19 protein-coding genes are annotated in these 21216 nt (G+C 44.5%); 7 read left to right on the forward strand and 12 right to left on the reverse strand.

The genetic code is table 11. The features are described from left to right. Positions 1-112: 112 nt before the first annotated feature. From ACRC6Q_RS09685 to ACRC6Q_RS09700, 4 genes are all read right to left on the reverse strand, one after another. Positions 113-961, reverse strand: a complete 849-nt coding sequence (locus ACRC6Q_RS09685; RefSeq protein WP_431466434.1) for a mechanosensitive ion channel family protein — start codon at positions 959-961, stop codon at positions 113-115. A gap of 123 nt (positions 962-1084) precedes the next feature. Further along, on the reverse strand, positions 1085-2167 hold the full coding sequence (locus tag ACRC6Q_RS09690) for an MBL fold metallo-hydrolase (protein ID WP_431466552.1): 1083 nt from the start codon (positions 2165-2167) through the stop codon (positions 1085-1087). A 154-nt stretch (positions 2168-2321) separates the two neighbouring features. Further along, a complete protein-coding gene (ppsA, locus tag ACRC6Q_RS09695; protein ID WP_431466435.1) occupies positions 2322-4964 on the reverse strand; it encodes a phosphoenolpyruvate synthase in 2643 nt (880 codons plus the stop codon). A gap of 255 nt (positions 4965-5219) precedes the next feature. Then, positions 5220-6359 carry a PstS family phosphate ABC transporter substrate-binding protein gene (locus tag ACRC6Q_RS09700; RefSeq protein ID WP_431466436.1) on the reverse strand — a complete coding sequence of 380 codons (1140 nt, stop codon included), beginning with the start codon at positions 6357-6359 and terminating at the stop codon, positions 5220-5222. Between the two features lie 257 nt (positions 6360-6616). Between ACRC6Q_RS09700 and ACRC6Q_RS09705 the strand changes: the two genes are divergently transcribed. Beyond that, on the forward strand, positions 6617-7135 hold the full coding sequence (locus ACRC6Q_RS09705; RefSeq protein ID WP_431466437.1) for a cysteine hydrolase family protein: 519 nt from the start codon (positions 6617-6619) through the stop codon (positions 7133-7135). Positions 7136-7240: 105 nt separating this feature from the next. Here ACRC6Q_RS09705 and ACRC6Q_RS09710 read toward each other — a convergent pair whose 3' ends face one another. Continuing rightward, entirely contained in the window at positions 7241-7708 is a 468-nt protein-coding gene (locus tag ACRC6Q_RS09710; protein ID WP_431466438.1) for a hypothetical protein, read from the reverse strand. A 195-nt stretch (positions 7709-7903) separates the two neighbouring features. After that, positions 7904-8809, reverse strand: a complete 906-nt coding sequence (locus ACRC6Q_RS09715; protein WP_431466439.1) for a LysR substrate-binding domain-containing protein — start codon at positions 8807-8809, stop codon at positions 7904-7906. Positions 8810-8912: 103 nt separating this feature from the next. On the opposite strand from ACRC6Q_RS09715, the gene ACRC6Q_RS09720 reads away from it, so the two are divergent. Together ACRC6Q_RS09720 and ACRC6Q_RS09725 are read left to right on the forward strand one after the other, a co-directional pair. Continuing rightward, a complete protein-coding gene (locus ACRC6Q_RS09720) occupies positions 8913-9953 on the forward strand; it encodes a YeiH family protein (protein ID WP_431466440.1) in 1041 nt (346 codons plus the stop codon). Between the two features lie 442 nt (positions 9954-10395). Continuing rightward, on the forward strand, positions 10396-11298 hold the full coding sequence (locus ACRC6Q_RS09725; protein WP_223639119.1) for an S-layer homology domain-containing protein: 903 nt from the start codon (positions 10396-10398) through the stop codon (positions 11296-11298). A gap of 101 nt (positions 11299-11399) precedes the next feature. Here ACRC6Q_RS09725 and ACRC6Q_RS09730 read toward each other — a convergent pair whose 3' ends face one another. From ACRC6Q_RS09730 to ACRC6Q_RS09740, 3 genes are all read right to left on the reverse strand, one after another. After that, complete coding sequence (locus tag ACRC6Q_RS09730; protein ID WP_431466441.1) at positions 11400-11957, reverse strand: GNAT family N-acetyltransferase; 558 nt, start codon at positions 11955-11957, stop codon at positions 11400-11402. A gap of 138 nt (positions 11958-12095) precedes the next feature. Beyond that, on the reverse strand, positions 12096-12977 hold the full coding sequence (locus ACRC6Q_RS09735; protein ID WP_431466442.1) for a DMT family transporter: 882 nt from the start codon (positions 12975-12977) through the stop codon (positions 12096-12098). A gap of 17 nt (positions 12978-12994) precedes the next feature. After that, a complete protein-coding gene (locus tag ACRC6Q_RS09740) occupies positions 12995-13915 on the reverse strand; it encodes an aminoglycoside phosphotransferase family protein (protein WP_431466443.1) in 921 nt (306 codons plus the stop codon). A gap of 212 nt (positions 13916-14127) precedes the next feature. Here ACRC6Q_RS09740 and ACRC6Q_RS09745 point away from each other — a divergent pair, with 212 nt between their 5' ends. Next, positions 14128-14580 carry a DUF305 domain-containing protein gene (locus ACRC6Q_RS09745; RefSeq protein WP_431466444.1) on the forward strand — a complete coding sequence of 151 codons (453 nt, stop codon included), beginning with the start codon at positions 14128-14130 and terminating at the stop codon, positions 14578-14580. Between the two features lie 81 nt (positions 14581-14661). On the opposite strand, the gene ACRC6Q_RS09750 is transcribed toward ACRC6Q_RS09745, so the two are convergent. Then, on the reverse strand, positions 14662-15099 hold the full coding sequence (locus ACRC6Q_RS09750) for an NUDIX hydrolase (RefSeq protein WP_223639381.1): 438 nt from the start codon (positions 15097-15099) through the stop codon (positions 14662-14664). Positions 15100-15120: 21 nt separating this feature from the next. Further along, positions 15121-15651, reverse strand: coding sequence for an NUDIX hydrolase (locus ACRC6Q_RS09755; RefSeq protein WP_431466445.1), 531 nt, complete (start codon positions 15649-15651; stop codon positions 15121-15123). A gap of 808 nt (positions 15652-16459) precedes the next feature. Here ACRC6Q_RS09755 and ACRC6Q_RS09760 point away from each other — a divergent pair. The 3 genes from ACRC6Q_RS09760 (at position 16460) to ACRC6Q_RS09770 (ending at position 18889) form a co-directional block, all read left to right on the forward strand. Continuing rightward, positions 16460-16615 carry a cytochrome c oxidase subunit 2A gene (locus tag ACRC6Q_RS09760; protein ID WP_223639134.1) on the forward strand — a complete coding sequence of 52 codons (156 nt, stop codon included), beginning with the start codon at positions 16460-16462 and terminating at the stop codon, positions 16613-16615. A 41-nt stretch (positions 16616-16656) separates the two neighbouring features. Continuing rightward, on the forward strand, positions 16657-17124 hold the full coding sequence (locus tag ACRC6Q_RS09765; protein WP_298829148.1) for a cytochrome c oxidase subunit II: 468 nt from the start codon (positions 16657-16659) through the stop codon (positions 17122-17124). 67 nt (positions 17125-17191) lie between these two features. Beyond that, on the forward strand, positions 17192-18889 hold the full coding sequence (locus ACRC6Q_RS09770) for a cbb3-type cytochrome c oxidase subunit I (protein WP_223639140.1): 1698 nt from the start codon (positions 17192-17194) through the stop codon (positions 18887-18889). 125 nt (positions 18890-19014) lie between these two features. Here the strand turns inward: ACRC6Q_RS09770 and ACRC6Q_RS09775 are convergent, their stop codons facing one another. Further along, the gene (locus tag ACRC6Q_RS09775) at positions 19015-21069 is read right to left on the reverse strand and encodes a GAF domain-containing sensor histidine kinase (protein ID WP_431466553.1); all 2055 of its coding nucleotides are present in this window, start codon (positions 21067-21069) and stop codon (positions 19015-19017) included. Between the last annotated feature and the right edge of the window lie 147 nt (positions 21070-21216).

A 21216-nucleotide genomic window follows, 5' to 3' on the forward strand; every position in this document is an offset into this window, starting at 1 on the left:
GCATATATTTCTGAATAGTTAAAAAATTATTAATCTAGATTTATTACAAAAAAAGCAATCGGATTAGTTCCGATTGCTTTATCCATTCTTCATAAAAATTATTTTCGTACAGTTAATTTTCCTGCATAGTTATGTTTTTATGGATATTGACCTGATGCGGGTAGGGGATTTCGATATCATTGGCATCCAGAGCTTCTTTAATGGCTTTACGCAAATGGCGTTCTACTGCCCATTGCTCCCCACTCTTGGCTTTGGCGATGATCCTCAGTGTGACATCGGATGCACCGAACGCCTGTACACCGATTACATCGGGTCCTTCAACGATCATTTCATTTTCTGCTGCGACCTTTTCACAGGCTGTTTGCAGGACAACAATCGCTTTATCGATGTCTTCATCATAAGATACGCCAATATCCACGAGCGCCTGCATATTTCCGCGTGAATGGTTGCTGACAGTCGTGATGTCCCGATTCGGAATATAATTCAGCGTACCATCGAAACTGCGGAGTTGGGTGGTCCGCAAGCCGACCGATTCCACGATGCCGTCGATGCTTCCGACAGTTACATAATCATTGACATCAATCTGCTTTTCGAGCAACAGGAAAAAACCCGTGACTACATCGCTGACGAGACCCTGAGCCCCGAAGCCGATCGCCAAACCGACAATTCCTGCCCCGGCAATCAGACTCGCTACAGATAAGCCAAATATATTGAATATCGTTGCGACAAGGATAAAGATCAGTGCATAGGAGAAAACATTTTCCGATAAAGTCTGCAGCGTCAATGCCCGGCCTTTTGTGACATCTCCCTTGCCCGTCAATTTAGTGAAAAATCGATTGATCAGTTTGTTTCCGATTGCCCGCACAATAACAAAAGCAATTAAAATACCGATTATTTGCGCCGCAACCAATCCTGCCTTCAACAGCAGGCTTTCCCAATCAAAACTTTCAAAATCAAACAAAAAATCATCCTTTCAATCCATTGCAGTAAAAACTAAAGTTCAAGTTTGCCGCATTTTCTAGACACCTATTCATTTATAACATACATGCATAACCAGTTTCATCCCATAATGGTTCCAGAACTTTCAATCCCACCAGGTTGAAACGGGTACAGGCGCGTTTTCATCCAGTCGAATCGTTTCACCAATTCTGGGAGCCATCAGCTTCACATCACTATCCTTTGCCGCTTTGGACGCCCGTTCTATCGGTTCTGTCCAACCGTGCCGCGCTAGCGTAAAAGCACCCCAGTGGGCTAACATCATCTGCTTGCCTTGTACATCGATATTGGCCTGTACGGATTCTTCCGGAAGCATGTGCGAGTCTGGCCAGCGTTCATCATACTGTCCGCCTTCTATTAAAGCGATATCAAAAGGTCCGTATTTATCACCGATTTCCTTAAAATGCGTACCGTACCCGCCGTCCCCACTCGTATAGAATCGGGTTTGTTCTCCAAGAATGACCCACCCTCCCCAAAGAGTCGAGTTTCGATTCAAAATCCCTCTTCCAGAGAAATGATCAGCTGGCGTTAAAGCCAGCGTCAATCCTTGGTATTCGGTTTCATCCCACCAATTCATTTCGGTAATGTTTTCTTTTGTGACCCCCCACTGGATTAAATGGTTGCCTACTCCATGAGGAGCAAAAAAATGGCTGACCTTGCTCTTCAGTTTTTTTATGGACTGATAATCCAAATGGTCATAATGATCATGCGTAATGAACACTGCATCGATAGGAGGCATTTCGTCTATACTCCCCAGGAAATCTTCACTGTAGCGTTTTGGCCCTATAAAGGAAACAGGGGATGCGGTGGGACCCAGCATGGGATCAACCAGAATTTTTTTATCATCCAGGCTCAGGATAAAGGCTGAATGGCCAAGCCAAGTCAGACTATCTTCACTGCCATTGATTTTATCCCAATCAATTTCAGAGACAGGCAGTTGTCCAGCCGGCTGCTTTTCTTTATCCGTTGTATCGGGTTCCGCAGATGTGGAAGGAATCTCTACGCTGACAGTTTCCATAGTTGAAGGCTGATAGACAAACTTGCCATCTTCATAGTTATCAAAGGTCTTGTATACGTCTTTTTGTTCTTTGCTCGGATTGCTGCCAAAACCGGGATGAATGTTGATAAACAAAATTAAGATCCCTCCCAATGTGCCGATCAGCACCAACATATACAACAGGACTTTTTTGATCTTTCCTTTTTTGCTTTTGGATACAAGCTGTCCATCTCTTTTATTGGATGTTGGATAATCTTCAGAATTCGTCATTATATCTCCCGCCTTACAGCTTGTATTTCGCTTAAGCGTTTTACCATATGGTTGTACTTTATTGAATAGGACTTTTTTTCGCCTGCTTTTCCAGCACTTCCACATAGCCTTCAGAACCGTTAATGCGAATCTTCTGTCCGTCTTTAATGGTCTTCGTGGCGTCCATCACCCCGACCACAGCCGGCAGGCCATATTCCCGGGCTATGACCGCCCCGTGTGTCATCCGGCCGCCCACTTCCGTCACCAACCCTGATAGTGAAATGAATAGCGGAGTCCAACTGGGGTCTGTAAAAGCCGTTACGAGTATATCCCCCCGTTCGATGTGGGCGTCCTCCATTTTCAAGATGACCCTCGCCCGCCCTTCAACGATGCCGGAAGAGACCGCGATGCCTGGAATTGCGCCGCTTGGCAACTTATCCATTTGATAGCTTCCGAAAATCTCTTCTCCTTCTGAAGTCATCAGTCGTGGCGCTTTTAATTTCTCGTAATAGCGGTAGTCCGCTTTCCGCTTTTCAATCACCTGTTGGTCTATGTTCTTGCCGTTGACGGCATCCCGGAATTCCTCAAATGATAAATAATAAACATCCTGCGGCGTTTGGATGCCCCCTTTTTCACAGAGCAGAACAGCTTCTTTCATCAATGCTTGCTTATAAAGAAAATAGCGTTTGATAAAATTGAATTTCGGATATTCACGGTACCCGAGGAAGTTTTGCAGCAAACCAATCATGTGCTTGGTTTGTTTTATTTTTCTCTCGCCCCACGGAAGCTTGGCCAAGCGCTCCAGCAATTCCTGTTCTTTCTGCTTGGCTTTCCGTTTGCCTTCTGCCACTTTGGCTGCATGCGCTTGCGGCTCGAAGTTTTTGATATTGCCCAAGATAACAGGAACCAGAATTGTCGGATCCTCGCTCCACCGCGTTTTCGTAATGTCGATTTCACCCGCACAGCGCATGCCATATTTCTCAAGATACTCCTTCAGAGCTGCACTGACCGCCGCTCCGCCATGCATTTTTTCCAAGTCTTCAAAAAACGTTTCTTTTCGGGGGTGTTCAAAATATGCTTGTACCTCGGGATAATTTCGCACCACATCCGCTACGTCCAGAAGTTCAAGCCCCATTTCGGACGTCACGTTATGGGCCACCGATTGACTAAGGGTGTCTGCGACATTCTTTTCCCCCAGCCATTTTTCCATTTGTTTATTGAGCCAGTTGACCGCATAGATGCCAACCATAATGGCGCCAAAGCTTTCCTGATTGTAAATTTCTTTTTTCAATTGTTCTTGGTCTTCTTCAATAAACTCGAACAATCTATCTCCTGAAACCGTTTGAATGCGCCATTCGAGTGAGCGGATAGAAGCCTCATTATAATTGATGAGCTGACTGGCCAGCCTGCGGTCATTTTTCCGATACAATTTCAGCAGTTCCACCGGAAATCTCCACGTAAAGAGTTCGTTCCCCAATTTATACATGCGCTTTCCTTTCGAGAACGGCGGTTTTCGCTTCATGAAATTGGTCAATGCATCTTTCATCAGCGGATCGTTGCTTCCAAGCGACGACACGATAATCGCCCGCCCAGTAACTGAAGCAAGCTCAGGCGACAAATCCATGAATAGCCGTCCGCCAGCTTGTGTCAAATTGTAATTGGAAAGAAAAACAAAAAACGACATGCCAAGCGGATTGATCGGCTCGGTCATCATCTGCTGGTGCCCGACGGACAGATAGAGGCGATACTTTCCGTCACTCGTTTCCGGCAACGGGTACAAAGTGGTGATCGGCCGGCTTTGCACAATATAGATCGACTCGTCTACCAGGCACCATTCGATGTCCTGAGGCTGTCCGAAATGCGCTTCGATTTTCCGACCTATGCCCTCAAGCGCCAGAATCTGTTCATCCGATAGCGCTTGCTGTTCACGTTGTTCGAGAGGAACCTCCCGTTGTTCCGTTCCACCGCTGTCCGACGGATAAACGGCAAGCTTCTTCACGGAAACCGTCTTTTGGATGATTTGCCTTTCCCGGACTTTGTAATTGTCTGCGGAGACAATGCCTGAGACGAGTGCTTCACCCAAACCGAAACTTGCATCAATCGATACCACTTTGCGGTTGGAAGTGACTGGGTCAGCCGTAAACAGTATTCCCGAAGCTTGAGGAAAAACCATTTGCTGGACGACAACCGATAAATGGACCTTCTGGTGGTCAAAATCGTTTTGGATGCGGTAAACGACTGCCCGTTCCGTAAATAAGGAAGCCCAGCATTTTCGGATATGCCGCAAGAGCTGCTCTTTCCCGTGAATGTTCAAATACGAATCCTGCTGTCCTGCAAAAGACGCCGTCGGCAAATCCTCCGCCGTCGCACTTGACCGGACCGCATAGGTGAACTTGCTTCCCAGCTGTTCAAAAGAGTCGGCGATTTCCTGTTCTATTTCCGCCGGAATTTCCGTGCTTTCGATGGCTTTTCTTAACTTTTCGCTGATCAATCGGATTTCGTCTGCATCTGAGGATTCAAGCGCTGCCAAACGCTCCATTAATTCTGCAGTTTTTGGATTGCCGTTGACCATGCGCTTGTAAGCGGCAGTCGTAATGCAAAATCCTGCCGGCACCCGAATGCCCGGAACTTGCGCCAACTTTGCTAAATTCAAGCCTTTCCCACCCACCAGCAGCAAATCATTTTCTTCCACTTCTTGAAATTCCATCACGTATTTTTGCAAAATGATCATCTCCTTTGCATTTTGCCATCGGTCCCGATTTAACTCCGCTTTACAGCTTATAAAGTAGTTTTAAGACAAAAAAACAAACAACTCGAACTTTTTTGTATGGTTGATTTGACGCAAAAACCAATAAAAAAGGAGTTGTTTGTGTTGAATTAATTTTATCAAAATAGCCTGTCAATTAATAGTTTGTGAACCTTTTCGATATATTTTTATCCCGGCCGGTACCAGACCCATTTCTCTTTTATCGGAATTCTACCGGACTGGCACAAACCCTGTATCCTCCACTAATAGTTGCCCTTCTTCAGAAAGGATCCAGTCAATGAATGGCTGTACGTTGGGATTTTCTGTTCCCGCGGTAATAGCATAAAATTCAGAAGCCAGCGGATAGCTGCCTGAACGGATATTTTTGATGCTCGGTTCAATGCCATCAATGGAAATCAACTTAATTTTCTCATTGCCGACCATCTCGGTGGAATAGTAGCGAAAAGTATAGCCAATTGCATTTTTATAGTTCCGGTAGCTCGCCACTTCCTCTATCATCCCGCCCATCCCTTCAGCTATTTCTTCAGTTTCTGGTTCAGTGATTTTGGTATCTCCCATGAATTTAATGAACATGGTCTGGCTGCCGCTGTCTTCAGGCCGCTGGAAAGGACGGATTTCATCATCTTTCCCGCCAAGCGCTTTCCAATTCCCCTGTTCCCCTGAATAGATTTTCCGAATATCTTCACTCGATAAATTATCTACGGGATTGCGGGCATTGACGAAAAACACAAAGGCTTCACGTCCTATTGGCGTCATTTGCAGTTCAACGCCAGCTTTTTCAGCCGCCTGTATTTGGCCGCTGGAAGGCTCTGCAGCAAAGATTAAATCGACGTTCCCTTCAATGAGACGGCTATAGGCAGATGGAGTTGTCGTAGTAGCGACCGGCCCTTTATAAGGTTCATATACACCTACCGGATAAGTTGCTTCCGCAAATGCTGCAAATAACGGATATAAAGCCGTTGCCCCATCCAGTATCGGCACTTCCCCTTCTATTTGGAAAGAAGCATCCCCTTCCAATCTCGCCAGGTCTTCACTTTCTTTAAATGGCTCATAGGCAAAGAGGTCCACTTCTGTATCATTCACTTTCTCGAAACTTTCTTTGTAGTAATGAGGAACTGCGAAGGCTGCTCCACCCACTAAAACTAAAGAAATCCAAACAGCCGTTTTTTTGCCGCTTCTGTTTTCTATAATAAAAACAAAGAAAATTATCAGCGCAATGATGATTGCACCAAAGAAGCCAAACAAATGAACATCTCCTGTATTTAAAATATGAAGCGCTCCACCAAAAAATACAAAAAGAATGCCAGCGATGATCAGCATCCCTACTATTGTTTTCCCAAATCCATTCATCTTGCTTCCTCCAATAATGCGTTATTTAACTCAGATTAACTTCGAACTTAAGGTTCGGTTATTCTTTAAATATACCAGTTTATGTAACTAATAAAAGTTATCTTTAACCTTACTGCCTTGCTATGGAATGACTGGTTAAGACAGCTGACCGAAGTTGCAGCAATCAGTCTGTTTTCATATTTAACGACAGCCACTATACAAGTTATTGTATCCTCTATAAAATAAGGAAAACGAATAAATGAAGAGGAGACTGTCCAATGTCTAAGACGGCTTTACTAATCATTGATGCACAAAACGAAATGTTCGACCAATCGAATCCTGTCCATCAAAGCGGACAATTGCTCGAGAATCTCCAGTCACTGATCAAAAAAGCGCGTTCAGCCGACGTTCCCGTAATTTATGTACAGCATAACGACCCTGGCCTTGTAAAAGGCACCGACTTCTGGCAAATCCATCCATCAATCACTCCCGAAGAAGAAGATGCCGTTGTCCAGAAATGGACGCCCGATTCCTTTCATGAGACAAAGCTACTGGAGATATTGAAAAATAAAGACATCCAGAACCTTGTAATCGCAGGCAACCAAACTGAGTATTGTATAGATGCAACGACACGCAGCGCCAGCAACCTAGGATTTCACGTGACTCTTGCCAAAGACGCACACGGCACCTGGGATTCTGAAAAGATGAGCGCTGGGCAAATCATCGATCATCATAATGGCCTACTGAGCAATTTTGCCACGTTGCAGGAGACGAACGAAATTGAGTTTGTTGAATAAGACCAAACGAATAGAGTAGGAGTTTTAAAGATACTCTTTCCAGAACTGAATTTTTGGAAGGAGTTTTTCTTTGATGAAATAGAAAAACTGTATTTGACAGTCTGACTAATCGAGAAGCGATAACGTACGTGAAACAAAAAGTTCATATTTAACTTCCTCTGTTAAATCTTCCCCAACTCCAAATTCCGCTACCGCTTCTATTTCAAATTCACCGGGTTCAAATTCTGCTAATTCACTTTCATCGAAATCTATTACTAATGGTTCGTTTCGTATAAGAGTAGCCCTGCTTCTCATATCGATTCTTGTCCCCGTGGTCAACATTTCACCGTCTTTATAATAGTTGAAGTAGATGAAGTGAGTTCCCGCATGGTTTACATCGATTTCTTTTTCTTCTCCGGTGTAAGTAATTGAAGCATTACTATTTTCAGCATGTAAAATTTCGAGACGGAAGTTTTCTTTTTGATTGACCGATTCATTATTTTTGGGCCCCACCACTTCAGAAGATCCAGAATCACATCCACTCAAACCCCAAAATGACAGGAGAACAAATATAACGCCAATCATATCTTTCATTTTCATACTCTCCCTTTTTAAAATTCAGCCATTATATAGCCCTCCTCTGTTGAAATGGTATTATCTGCTTATTTATTTTTAATTTTTTACCAATAATACCATATAATAAAGCTGGAAAATATAATCGAAGAAAGATCATCAGAATATAACCGTTCATAAAATAATTCTATACGAACAACAATACGCTGAATGATTTTATAAAATCTTAAAATCCATCAGTTCCTTATGGCCCTTCAACAAATCCAGAAAGGCAGAAAGGGCTTTTGTTCGGAACGGAGATCTTGTCACAATTGAAAAGTCTCTTGTATAAGGCAATCCTTCTACATCCACTACCTTTAAGTCTCCGTAGTGCAGTTCTTTTTTTATCGCCCATTCCGATACCAGGCTGATGCCCATACCCGCCTCGACCATGGCTTTGATCGGTTGTGTACTGCTGAAATGCATCAGGGACTTGGGTTCTATTGAAAATTGCTTAAAGACATTTTCTGACGCCTCCCTTGTGCCGGAGCCAAGTTCCCTCAATATCCAGGTTTCTTCAATCAGCTCTTCCACTTTTATGGGCTTGACGCGTTGAACCAATGGATGGTCGGCGGATGCGACTACGACCATTCTGTCTTCTGCGAACGGCTCGGTCTTCAATTCCTGCACACCTTTAAAATGTCCTTCCACGATGCCGACATCCAATTGGTGACTGAGCACAAGGCCGGCAATGGTGGTGGTGTTGCCGATCGTGACAGTCGTTTTGATGTCCGGAAATTGCTCTTTCGCTTCTGCGATTATTTGCGGCAGCAGGTACTCCCCGAATGTGTAGCTTGCTCCGATGGCGATCGAACCGCTCGCTTTATTGGTCAGGTCATCGAGAAGGTGGTTCATTTTTGTGTAAAGTTCTTTGATTTCAATAGCATGGTGATAGACAATTTCCCCTGCTTTGTTCAAGCGCACGTATTTATTGGTCCGCTCCAGTAATTTGACACCCGTGCTTTCTTCCAAAGAACGGATATACTGGCTGACGGCAGGTTGTGTCATATGAAGTTCTTCGGCGGCTTTAGAAAAGTTCTTTTTTTCGATTACTTTCAGAAATACTTCCAAGCGCTGATCCATTTTCATCCTCCTTCTGTATATGCTTTTACTTATCATAACTATATTAGATACTTATTTTACTAATGTATAGCATTTTTCTATACTTATTGCAGGAGGTCTTCCCATGTCTGCAAATACCCATAAACCTACCCATTCCAATTCCAATTCCAAATGGACTTCACCGGCCACAGCTTGGATCGGCGGCGTTCTTTTTACATTTCTATTGGCTTTTCTTGGCTACCTGTTAGCTCAGGTGCCTGGCTTCGACCAGGTCGGGCAACTTGCCTGTGCCATCATCCTCGCGGTTTTTTACCGGCAGATTTTCGGCTATCCAAATGCCGTCCGCTCGGGCATCACCTTTTCCTCAAAGCGTCTGTTGCGGGTCGCCATCATTCTTTACGGACTGAAATTGAATATCGATACCGTCTTAAGTGACGGACTGGGGTTATTGCTGCGGGACATGGTCGTCATCGCCTTCGCTATCCTGCTGACGGTGTGGCTGGCGAAACGCTTTAAAGCTGATAAGACCATCTCTCTCCTGCTCGGTGTCGGGACTGGGGTATGCGGAGCGGCAGCGATTGCCGCAATCGCCCCGATCATCAAAGCAAAAGACGAAGACACAGCCATCGGCGTCGGCATCATCGCCCTGGTTGGAACGGTCTTCGCCATCTCCTACACTATTCTTCGCCCGTTTTTGCCGCTTGACGACATCGAATACGGCATGTGGGTCGGCATCAGTCTCCATGAAATCGCCCATGTGGCGTTAGCCGGAGCACCGGCTGGAGAAGACGGCCTGGCAATGGCCTTGTTAGGGAAATTGGGCCGCGTCTCTCTGCTTGTTCCACTTTGCTTTATCTTCATTTTTCTGATGAAGCGTAAAAACAAAGATCAGAAAACAGAAACTGCAATTGAATTCCCGTGGTTTCTTGCAGGTTTTATCTTGTTGAGTGTGTTGGGCAGCTATGTCTTCGGCCACTCAGTTCCATTTCCGGATGCCTGGCGTGACTTTGTTTCGACATTGACTACGTGGCTCCTGACGGCTGCGATGGTCGGACTCGGCTTGACTGTCAGCTTGCGGGATTTGCGCGAACGCGCCATGTTGCCGCTTGCTGCGATGACGATCACTTCCATTCTGCTGTCAGTCATTGCGTATTTCGCGGTTTAGATTTAGTTGCTTTATGATATCAAAAGACGAAAAACCGTTTGCATGTACACACGGTTTTTCGTCTTTTGTAGTTAGATACTATGTACATACCGTTCACCAATAAATCTCATTCATTAAGTTTTTTCCAGTCTATATCTTCTCTTTTACCATTAGATTTAATGCTACAAAGCTCGGAAAGGGACTTGCGTTAATCGAATGGATAAGTATATCTATTCAACCTATTATTAATAGGTATTTAGACTTTATCTTACTAAACAACAAATATTCACAAATAACTAGCAATTAATTGAAAAAATTACTATACAAATAGAATAGTAATCCGCTATAATAATTTCAGCTTAGTGAATAGAAATTGAAAGAAAGGAACAATTATCCAAGTCGTTTTATTATTCAAAGTTTATCAAAAAACAGCACTCATTATATTTAGATCGGGGATACTTCATTGACAATCAAAAAATTCTTTTATACAGCAGCTGCTGTAGTAGTTGCAGCCATGACCATCGCTTCACCTGCATCCGCTTCTTCTCTCCACCCTTTTACTGATGTCGGAGACCGTTACGAAGAAGCAGTAGAGTTCTTCTATATCACAGAACTTATAAATGGGAAAACCACAACAAAGTTCGGTACAAATGAGCCATTAACACGCGGCGATGCTGCGGTCATTTTAGCGAATACGTTATTTTTGGATACCGATACCGCTAAAGATGCAGGCTTCAAAGATTTGAATACCCGTGTTCGTGGATCTGTAAATGCTCTTGCTGAAGTCGGCATAGTTTCAGGCGTAACAAAAACTGAGTTCCAGCCGGGCGCTCCATTAAGCCGTGGTGCAATGGCGAAATTCCTGTCAGTGGCATTTGAATTGGAAGAGTATCAGCAAACGACTCCATTTTCTGATGTTGGCGGAGTCTTCAAACCGTATATCGAAGCATTATATGGCGCAGGGATCACTTCAGGTAAAACGCCTACTTCATATGGAACCTATACCAATATTACACGCGGAGAATATGCCAACCTGTTGTACAAAACAATCGATACAACAACAGATTGGTTCTATTACCCGGAAGCTTCAAGTGTAAAAGTGGTTTCAGCCACTTCTACTGCAATTACATTGACAGAACCCGCTTTGGCTGATTACAATGCGACAGAAATAGCTGATTTCTTCAGCTTCATGGTTGAGTTGGAAGACGGTACTGAAATTCCAGTAAAACCTACTTCGTTCAAATTGTCACCGGACCGCCAATTACTGACGATCGAACATACCAAACAAAACTTAACTGGTAAAGCAGGCAACTTTATTGTTGATGATTATGAGACAATGGTCAAGTCAGCATTTAACTTCAAATAATTGCAGAGTATAGGATTTTCAATCAAAAACCCTGAATGGTTTTCACGCAACAGTGATCCCATTCAGGGTTTTCTAATTTACTTATGTCCAGTACGTTCTGCTCATTTACACTGCACTATCCATTCTTCACGCAATATCCCCATCTTAATGGCATCATAATATTCACCTTCTACCATACGCGCTTTTCGGATGCGGGCTTCTTCTTTCATTCCGAGCCTTTGAGCGACTTTCATCATCCGGTCATTTCCCGACCAAGTGGACATGCCAAGCCGATGCAGATCGGTGAATTCAAACAGAAAATCAATCCATAGCCGGTATGCTTCTGTTCCATATCCCCCATTCCAGTACGCAGTGTCATAAATGACGATGCCTGTTTCAAGCCAGTTTGTGTTTTGGTCCACCCAATAAGCGCCGACGTAACCGATAGTTTTTTCATCAGCTGTTATGATGAGTGACGCGGGCACTCCGCTTGCGATCGACTCCTCTTCCAGCCATTTTTCCCGGTGCTGTTCTTTGTTTAGCCGCGTTTCCGGAATATAGGGTCCGTTCCATTTTTTTGCTTCCTGCCGCTTTTCCTCAAAGCGCCAATAATAAAGTTCGTCCAGCTGGGCCGTTGATGCTTGTGTCAATCTAATCTTATCTCCAATGATGTTAACCATGATGAGCTGCTTCCCTTCCTAATCGCTTTCTACCTCTGTTTCAAGCCGTTTCTTCAAGGCAATCAATTCAAATCGTGCAACAGAATTATTGTCCGGGTATTCCAATAAGACATTATTGAAAACTTATTTCTGCTGGATTTAAACAGTGACTTTTACCGGCACCTGCTTTTCTGGCCAGTTCACCAGAAAAATGCCAGCGAAGATTAAACTGCCGCCGACCAGTAAAGGCAAGCCGAGCTGCTCTCCTAGCACCAACCAACCTGATAGGATCCCGAACAAAGGAGCCAAAAACAGAAAAGCGCTGACCTTTCCAGAATCGCCTTTTTGCAGCAAATAGAACCACACGGTAAATTGGATGATAGAGGCAGGGATGGATAGCCATAAAAGAATCGAAATGGAGTTGGAATTGATGACAAGACGGGAAGTTTCAAGTAAAGCCGAGCCGACAAGCAAAATGAGGCCACCGAAAAACATCTGGTAAGCAGTCAGCACCCATATATCGAACAACTTGCCCCATTTTTTGATCAAAAGCGTTCCGGCAGCCCAAAAAACGGCGCTCAAAAATCCCAGAAACGTGCCGATTTCAATCGCCAAATGGCTTCCCATCGCAATGAAAACACCGATAAAGCCGATCAGCACCCCCGTCCACTGGACCATCCGGTAGCGGACCCCCATCACCAATGTCCCAAAAATTACGACCAGCAAAGGATTCATGAAAGTTAAAATGGCCGATTCGCCGGACGTAATGGTACGCAAGCTTAAAAAAATCGCTCCCATGACGCCAGCCGTTTGAACAGCGCCAATCAGTATCACTTTCCCCCATTCGCCTCGGTGGGCGGGCTGCTTCCTTTTGAACATTCGGACGAAAAACAACATGATGCTCCCGGCAATTACGAAGCGCAATCCTGCTAACAACAACGGCGATATGTAAACTAACCCCATTTTAGCCACCACAAAGGAAGACCCCATCAAGCCGGTCGTCAATATGACCAAAAATGAGAAAATCAGTTTCTCCTTCATTTGCCACTCTCCTTTACCTATAGCTTCTCTGAACTTATCGGACTGCTGTTTTTCTCTGTTTTGTTGACAGAAAGCGGCTCTCTTCCAACAATTCCCTCCCAATATTTCCAAGCCTGAAGATATGCATGGAAGTTCTCTGGATGGTGTTTCACACAAATCGCTAAGCGCTGGTACAAGCCGATCAGTACTTCCATGTATAGCTGCTGCCTGTCGGGCAGTGGCAAGGTGAAAACTTCGAAAGCAGCGTCCAGCGCTTCTTTTGTCAGTTCATGCGGCGTCGAAAAGAATGCATAGATCAAATCATCATGCGGCCACCCAAGTACCGGCGTCGGATCGATGACACCTGCGAGCCTTTTTTCATGAAGGATGAAGTTATGGACACCGCAATCGCCGTGGATTAAATAAGGAATAGATTTAGGCGAATTTTGCGTTAGGTCTCTTGTCGATGGTGATACAATACTCAAATCTTTCTTTTTTAGGTAGGCGTTCAGAACTTCTTCAGAAGCCTTCACTCTTTCCATCAAGAATTGTTGCCAGGATCTCACGGGCGCATCCTGCCTTCCCCAGCCTTTACCCGAATATACAGGCAGATACTGATTGATCAATCCGCTGACAAGCGCTTGGAGAAGCTCTTTTTTATTACCGCCAGACCCATTGTCCGTGGAACCTGGAATATAGGTATAGGCTATGAATCGATATACGGGATCAACTGCCACAAGTCGCGGCAAAAGTGAAAGGAAAGGATAAAACGAAAGAAATTCCGCTTCTGATTTGGTTACTTTTTCTTCATTTATTTTGACAACGACCGGCATGCCTATTTCCAACCGCAAAAGATAGACTTCACTCATTGTCCCGCCGCTCATAGCTGTGCATTTCCAGTCGGCAGAAGGAAGGATTTTTTCTTCTCTCAAATAGGCCAATATTGTAGAAATTTCCATTACGAGCCTCCAGTCGATTTCCTAATTGGAATAATTATACCATTATCTCCTGCTTTCAATTTGCACTAATTCATTTATTCATCGCTGTACCCTGCTGACAGTGAAAGACAAAATGTGCAGTTTCTATGAAGTTTATTGTGCTTTATCGATGGTATACAGATAGAAAGAACCCATTTATATGTAAATAATCTGGAAAAGAAGGAAAACACCTGATGAATCCTTATTTGAAATTTGGCATTATGATCGGAACTTCCACATTTTTGATGTACTGGTTGATGTATTTGAATGTTTTTCAAGTTGATCACGTGACGTCTAGTGAGACGAGAGTCTACATGGCCTTGATCATGGGATCCATCATGGCGGTCGTCATGATGTTATTCATGTGGCCCATGTACAAAAACAAAAAAATCAACACTGCGATTCTCGCAGGAAGCGCGGTCGTTTTCGCCCTTTCTTTGTGGCTTGTCCGCAGCCAGGTGCTGATTGAAGACACGGGTTGGATGAAAGCGATGATCCCACATCATTCGATTGCCATTCTGACAAGTGAAAGAGCGGATATTTCAGATCCCCGTGTACGCGAACTAGCAGATCAGATTATCGAAGCGCAACGGGAGGAAATCGCCGAAATGAAAAGGCTGATTGAAGATCTTGAAGATGAGGAGTAACTTCAGTTGATGAGAACAAAAAAAGTCAGGGGCAAGGATGCTCCTGACTTTTTTGTGCAGATAATTTTTCTCATGCATTCGTTAAAATTCTATGTAAAACGGATGGGCCATATCATTCAGACAATATTCAATTCTTTGCCGGAAATTCTTCCAGGTCACCAGTTCCAATGCTAGTGCCACTGGAAAATAGGCAACTTCCAAGCTTTCAGCAGACGTCGTTTCGATGCCTCCGATAGGTTTCGCCAAAAAGAGCGTATTGCAGATGGAATCTTCGACATTTTGAAAAACCCCACAAAATTTCACTACTTCAATCTCTATACCTGTTTCTTCTTTTACTTCCCGCACTGCAGCCTCTTTCAAAGATTCCCCTTCCTCCACTTGTCCTCCTGGCATTTCCCATCCTCTGCGCGGACCTTTAATCAGCAAAATTTCACCTTGATCGTTGAGGACAATAGCTGCCGCAGAAAGGATGTGCTTTGGAGGTGAAGGAGCTGGATATGTTTTTTGGTGTTGCGGCATCAAAAAAACCACTCCCTTATTTCAGCTTCCATACTGTTCCATTTTCCCAATCAATTCTCTTACTGCATTTTTATAGAGACTAAAGCGCTCCCATACTACCGGGACAACCAACTTTTTTTCATTCATTTCTTCCCATTCTGCCAGTGTAACGAATTTCGCGCCGCATACTTCTCCTGCCTGCAATCTTAAATCCGCCAGTTCGAAGTTCTTCGGACTTTTCCACAGATAACTGTCCAAGAAATAAGCATTTTTCTTTAAGCTCCCGAGAAGATGCAGTTCCTGGGGATTTGCACAGAGTCCGGTTTCCTCTTTAAGCTCCCGGACCGCTCCAACAAGACTGGTTTCTCCAGCGGTCACCGATCCGCCTGTACACTCCCACAGCAAAGGGGGGGTCTTGACCCGATCTCTTTGCGTAATCAATAGTTTGCCATCTTCGTTGAAAGTGAAGATTTCCACCACTAGGTGGTATTCGCCTGGCAGCACCGCCTGACCTCGTATATGTTGTTTGCCAAGGGGGGTTCTTGTTCGAGCGAATACATCCCAAACTTCCATTCAGTCAATCTCCTTATCTCTATTACTGTCCAGGAACCTCGATTCCGGTAGTGCATTGGCGACAAAAAGAAGAGATTGAGCTGCACCGGCAACCGCCTCTCTCTTTTTTATGCATTAGTTTTTACAGGTTCTTGCGGACGTTTCAATTCCCGATCTTCAAGAGTCCATCGGCAACGCTTTAATTTCCCTCATCGGTCTCGCTCACTTCAATAGATATGATAAGAGTCAGGATTGCCGTTACGATAAGCACTAAAGACATAATTACCAGCATGAGAATCTCCTCCAGACTGAGTTATTTTCTGTCCCTGCTCTTGGAGCCAGCATCAACAGAACCTGATTTTTACCATCCAATCCAGCTTCCGTCAAATGCAGGATACATTAACTGAATTGTCCGTACTATTCACACCTTCATTATAGACCATTTTGGCCTGCAGATTCTTGACCTGCATCAAGAATTTTAAATAAAAGAAAAAACTGTCAAGCCAACAGAGAAATCCGTGTCTTTTTCTAACTTGAAAGATTGTTTTTTTTTGCTGGACATTTATCCAGCTGCAGGTTTTTTTCCTTGATGCAGCTCAAGGATTTTCACATTCAGTTCCGTTACGATAAAGAACTAGAAAGATCTTCAGCCAATTAGAAAGTGGGCTAGCAATCGTCTATCGGGAAATACGCCGATAAGTCTTCTAAATTATCTGAATATTTGTTACCATAAAGATAATTATGTTTTGTATAGTTTTTAGCAACAAAAAGCCTATTTTCCAGCTTATGAAAAATTCGTTATGAAAAACAAGGAAAGGAGGATTTTAATATGAAGAATACGGCTTCCACAAATAAGAACCACAAAGGCCGCAAAAAATATGATGAAACTTCTTTGAGTGGCACGTTTGTTTCCGTCATGATCATAGCTGTCTTCATGATTCTCTCCTGGTTCAGTGTTTTCCTTTTATTTTTAGAACGCAATTAAAAGCATTTCCAGCAAAGAAATCAGAAAGGGGTTTGTCATTCATGCATATTCATCGTTATGAAAAACTTTGGTTGATTATCGGTTCTCTCATTCTCGTAGTCTTCCTGGCAATTTTAGCAATCCAAACCTTTTATCTCGAAATGGGGCCGCCAAGCCATGCTGAGATGATGGATCCACAAGAGGTACGGGAATCTGAACTCTTCGCAGATGCCGAACTGACAGAAATTGGCGATAACGAATACGAAATCGCCATCGTTGCCGAAATGTTTGCTTTTCAGCCCGGAGATCTGGAAATCCCAGCCGGTGCAACTGTCCACTTCACATTGGCTTCTCCTGACGTGACCCATGGCTTTAAAATCACCGACACTAACGTCAATGTCATGGTCGTTCCGGGACATATCTCGAAAGTCAGCCATACCTTCGACGAAGCGGGAGAATACTTGATTTTGTGCAATGAATACTGCGGACTGGGACACGAGTTCATGGCAAATACCATTACCGTCAATTGAGCTGCTGGCTGATCAGCACCAGCCGCTATTTTCACCATAATCATACGAATAGAAAGTAGGGAAAAAAATGACGCACATAACTGACGTACCAATCCGCCATAAAGGGAAAGCAGTTACGGCAGGTGCCATCGCTGGGATTTCAAAAAGGGATTCCCGCTTGTCCATCGCCAATTTATCGATTGCCTTTATCGCCTTAGTCATCGGCGGTGCTGCCGGTTTGTTGCAGGGCTTTGTCCGAAGCGGTTTTTTGGAACTCCCTTCCTGGATCAGCTATTATGCTTTGCTGACAGCTCACGGCGTCTTGCTGGTGCTGGTGTTAAGCTCTTTCTTCAGTATTGGCTATCTATATGCTGGAACATCGCGGGTACTGGGTGGCCTCGCAGATAAAACAGTGGCTTTCGGATGGGCTGGCTTTGGATTGATGACAGCCGGAACTGTAATTGCCGCATTTTTCATCCTTTCGGGAGATGCCAATGTGCTCTACACATTCTATACACCCATGCAGGCAAATCCTTGGTTTTATGTAGGCCTGGCCTTGCTGGTTGTTGGAATCCTGCTAAATTGTGTGGGTATGTTCATCACCTACCAGAGCTGGAGAAAGCGGAATCCCGGTGAATTGACGCCGCTTTTTGCATTTTTCTCCAATGCCGTTTTTGTTCTTTGGGTCTTTGCGTCCCTCTTCATCGCTGTGTTTGTGGTGGGGATGGTTATCCCTTGGGCGTTTGGCTGGGTCCCGACAATCGATCCCATGATCGGGCGCACCATGTTTTGGGCTTTCGGCCATACGCTCGTTAATATTTGGATGCTGACTTCCATTTCCGCCTGGTATGTCTCAATGCCAAAAATTATCGGTGGGAAGGTGTTCAGTGATTCGCTTGCCCGAGTCGCCGTGGTCATTCTGGTGGTCGCCAACGTACCCGGTGGCTTCCATCACCAGATTCTTGATCCAGGATTGTCCGTGGAATTGAAATTCCTGCATGTCATCCAAACGTTCATGATCATCTTCCCATCCCTTATGACAGCCTTTGCGATGCTTGCTACAATGGAGCGTGCCGGCAGAACAAAAGGAGTCACAAGTTTATTGGGCTGGTGGAAAATCCTCCCTTGGTCCGATGCTCGTTTCTTCGCTTTGATTGTCGCCATGTTGGCATACATTCCGGCTGGACTGGGCGGAATCATCAATGCCAGCAATCAGGTCAATCAAGTTGTCCACAACTCGATCTGGGTCACCGGACACCTGCATTTGACTGTGGGGACGACGGTTATGCTGACGTTTTTCGGAATTTCCTACTGGCTGATTCCTTATCTATCTGGAAGAAAAATGACGAAAACCATCAATCGTTTAGCTCTTGCCCAAACAGTTGTCTGGGCAAGCGGAATGCTTCTGATGTCCGGTGCGATGCATTTTAATGGACTGCTTGGAAGCCCGCGCCGGACGGCAAACACAACATATAACGGACACAGTGCCGCATCGGATTGGGCGCTGTATGAAATGTTGATGGCTATGGGTGGAGTCATCCTGTTTATCGGCATCCTCTTGCTGGTATACATCTGGATCCAACTTGCCTTTATCGCACCAAAAGGAGACACGGATTTTCCGATTGGCGAAGATTACAACAAAAAAGATGCATCCCCGTTGTTCATGGACCGTTGGGCAATCTGGGTTGCTCTGGCGACACTTTCCATCGCCATCGCCTACGTGATCCCGTTACTGGACTTTGCTTCGGGACATTCACCGGGATCTCCACCATTTTTGATGCCATAACGTTTCAAATTAGAAAGAGGGCGATAGAAGTCTGATGAATACAGACTTCTATCGCCCTCTTTCCTATTGCTGCGAAAATTCAATTCGTACGGGTTCAAACCTGAAGCGGATAAAAGGGCGGCTTTTCAACATCCCGGACAACAGAATTTAACGAAAAACACGGTACCTTCTTCATTCGACTGTACATTGATTTTAGCATGATGGCGAGCGGCAATTGCATAAGAGACGCCCAGCCCCAGGCCGGTGCCATTATCTTTCGTGGTATAGAAAGGAGTGCCGATTTTCTTCAGGACTTCTGTGTCCATCCCTGCGCCTTGATCGCGGATTTCCAGTACGACAGTGTCTTTCTCTTCAATATAGGTGCGAATCGACAGCATCTTGCCCGGCTGCATCGCTTCCAGGCCATTTCTGCACAGGTTGATGAGCAATTGACGGATTTCATCCCGGTTCAAGAACATTTCGGGTATCTCCTGCGTCTCGAACTCGATGATTTTGTTTTGGTTGAAGGTATCGATTTCCAATAGAGGTGCGATATCATAGATGATGGCATTTAAATCCTGCATCTTCAATTCCGATGAACGCGTATTTCCCATCGAGAGAAATTCTGAAATGATGGAGTTGGCGCGATCCAATTCATCAATCATGAGCTCGAAGTAAGTAGCGTATTTCTTCAATCCCTGATCATTTGTAAGCAATTGAAGGAAGCCCCGGACCGTGGTCATTGGATTACGGATTTCATGGCTGATTCCCGCAGCCATCTGGCCGATCAATTCAAGATTCGATAAGCGTTTCAGTTCATTTTCATAGTTCTTTTTTTCTGTGGTGTTTTTGCAAAGGCAACAGATGCCATCGTCAAAAGGATAGGCGACCACTTCAAAGCAACAGCCCTCCGCTGATGAAACTTCAAAATGCACAGGAACCCGCTCCGACATCGCCCGGTAAAGCTCACCATGCAGAACGGGATTGAGTGTATCCGAATACACATCCCATATGCTTTGCCCCAACACGTTCTCGGATACTTTTCCTTTTGGTAGATACTGATGCTGGTTGATGTAGATGAATTCCCAGTTCTTGTTCAGCGCGAAGAAACCATCCGTTATGCTTTCGATGACGCTGGTGACTTTGTCGTTGGCAGTCGCCAATTCATTTGTACGTCTTTTCACACGCAATTCCAGTTGATCCATATACGTTAAATTTGAATAGCTGAGGGCTGTCGCATCAACAATGGAATGCGCCAGGTGGACCTGGGATCTTTCGTCCGCCTGAAGAGTCTCCATTAAACAGGCAATGGCAATAAACCCGAAAACTTCTCCTTTCGAAATCATCGGAATCAGCAGCAGCCGGCATCTTTCCTCACTCGGTATAAACTTGACTGTTCTGTTGACCATCACTTCATGGATAATGTTTTCAGTGCTTTGATTCGCCTGGATATCCTTCAGTGCATTCTTCCATTCATCTTCTGTCCATTCAGACTCCTTGCTCATTCCTTTAAAACTGAGGACATTTTCTTTCTTCGGATCACTGAGAAAGGCAGCAACATTCGTGCAGTCCACGGTTTTGCCCAAATAATAAAAACAAGTATCCAAGGTTTCCTGGATGGTTGAGCACATGGACAATTCGCGGTTGGCATCGAGCAACAGCTGCTTTTCTGCAAGCAAATGCTCTTTCTGCTTTAAGTTATTGGCGTTTTGAATAGCGACCGCTGCCATATTGACATATGCTTCTACACTTTGTATCTGCATTTCTGTAATGTCCATGGGTTTTCCACAATCGAATAGAAAGACCAGTCCAAAGAGATGCTCCTCATAAATGATTGGGAGCCCGAGCAGTGAATGGATATTGAATGCAGCGACAGCTGACGGGTCGGGTCGTTTATCCCTCGATGTATCGGGAATATAAATCGTCTGCTTCGTAGTTAAGATGTCTTTAGCGAAGCGATCTGTATCACTATTGATTTTCTGGGAAGAGATGGCGTGCCCGTTAATGAAATCAGGTTTTCCGGCTACCGCCCTGAAATGGCCATCTTCATCAGGCAGATAGATGCCGACAGAATCGCATTGAACGATCTCTTCGGAGATTGCAACCGTGACATGCTTTAATACTTCATGCAGTTCCAACTTCGTATTGATGATTTTCGTCAGTTCTGCCAGTCTTGAATATCTACTTTGTTCTTTTAACATAGTCATACGCTCCGCTCTTGATCCTTACGAAATAGTAACGATGATTTTGGAGATTTTTTTTATTTCATGAGGATATGATGTCAGTAGCTTACCATAATTTATTTTGCTTTGGCTGAAATTTTTCACTTAGCGGCTTTGCTTATCTTT

Origin of the sequence: Planococcus sp. SE5232, from assembly GCF_050686535.1 — a bacterium.
In the GTDB taxonomy this organism is placed as follows: domain Bacteria; phylum Bacillota; class Bacilli; order Bacillales_A; family Planococcaceae; genus Planococcus.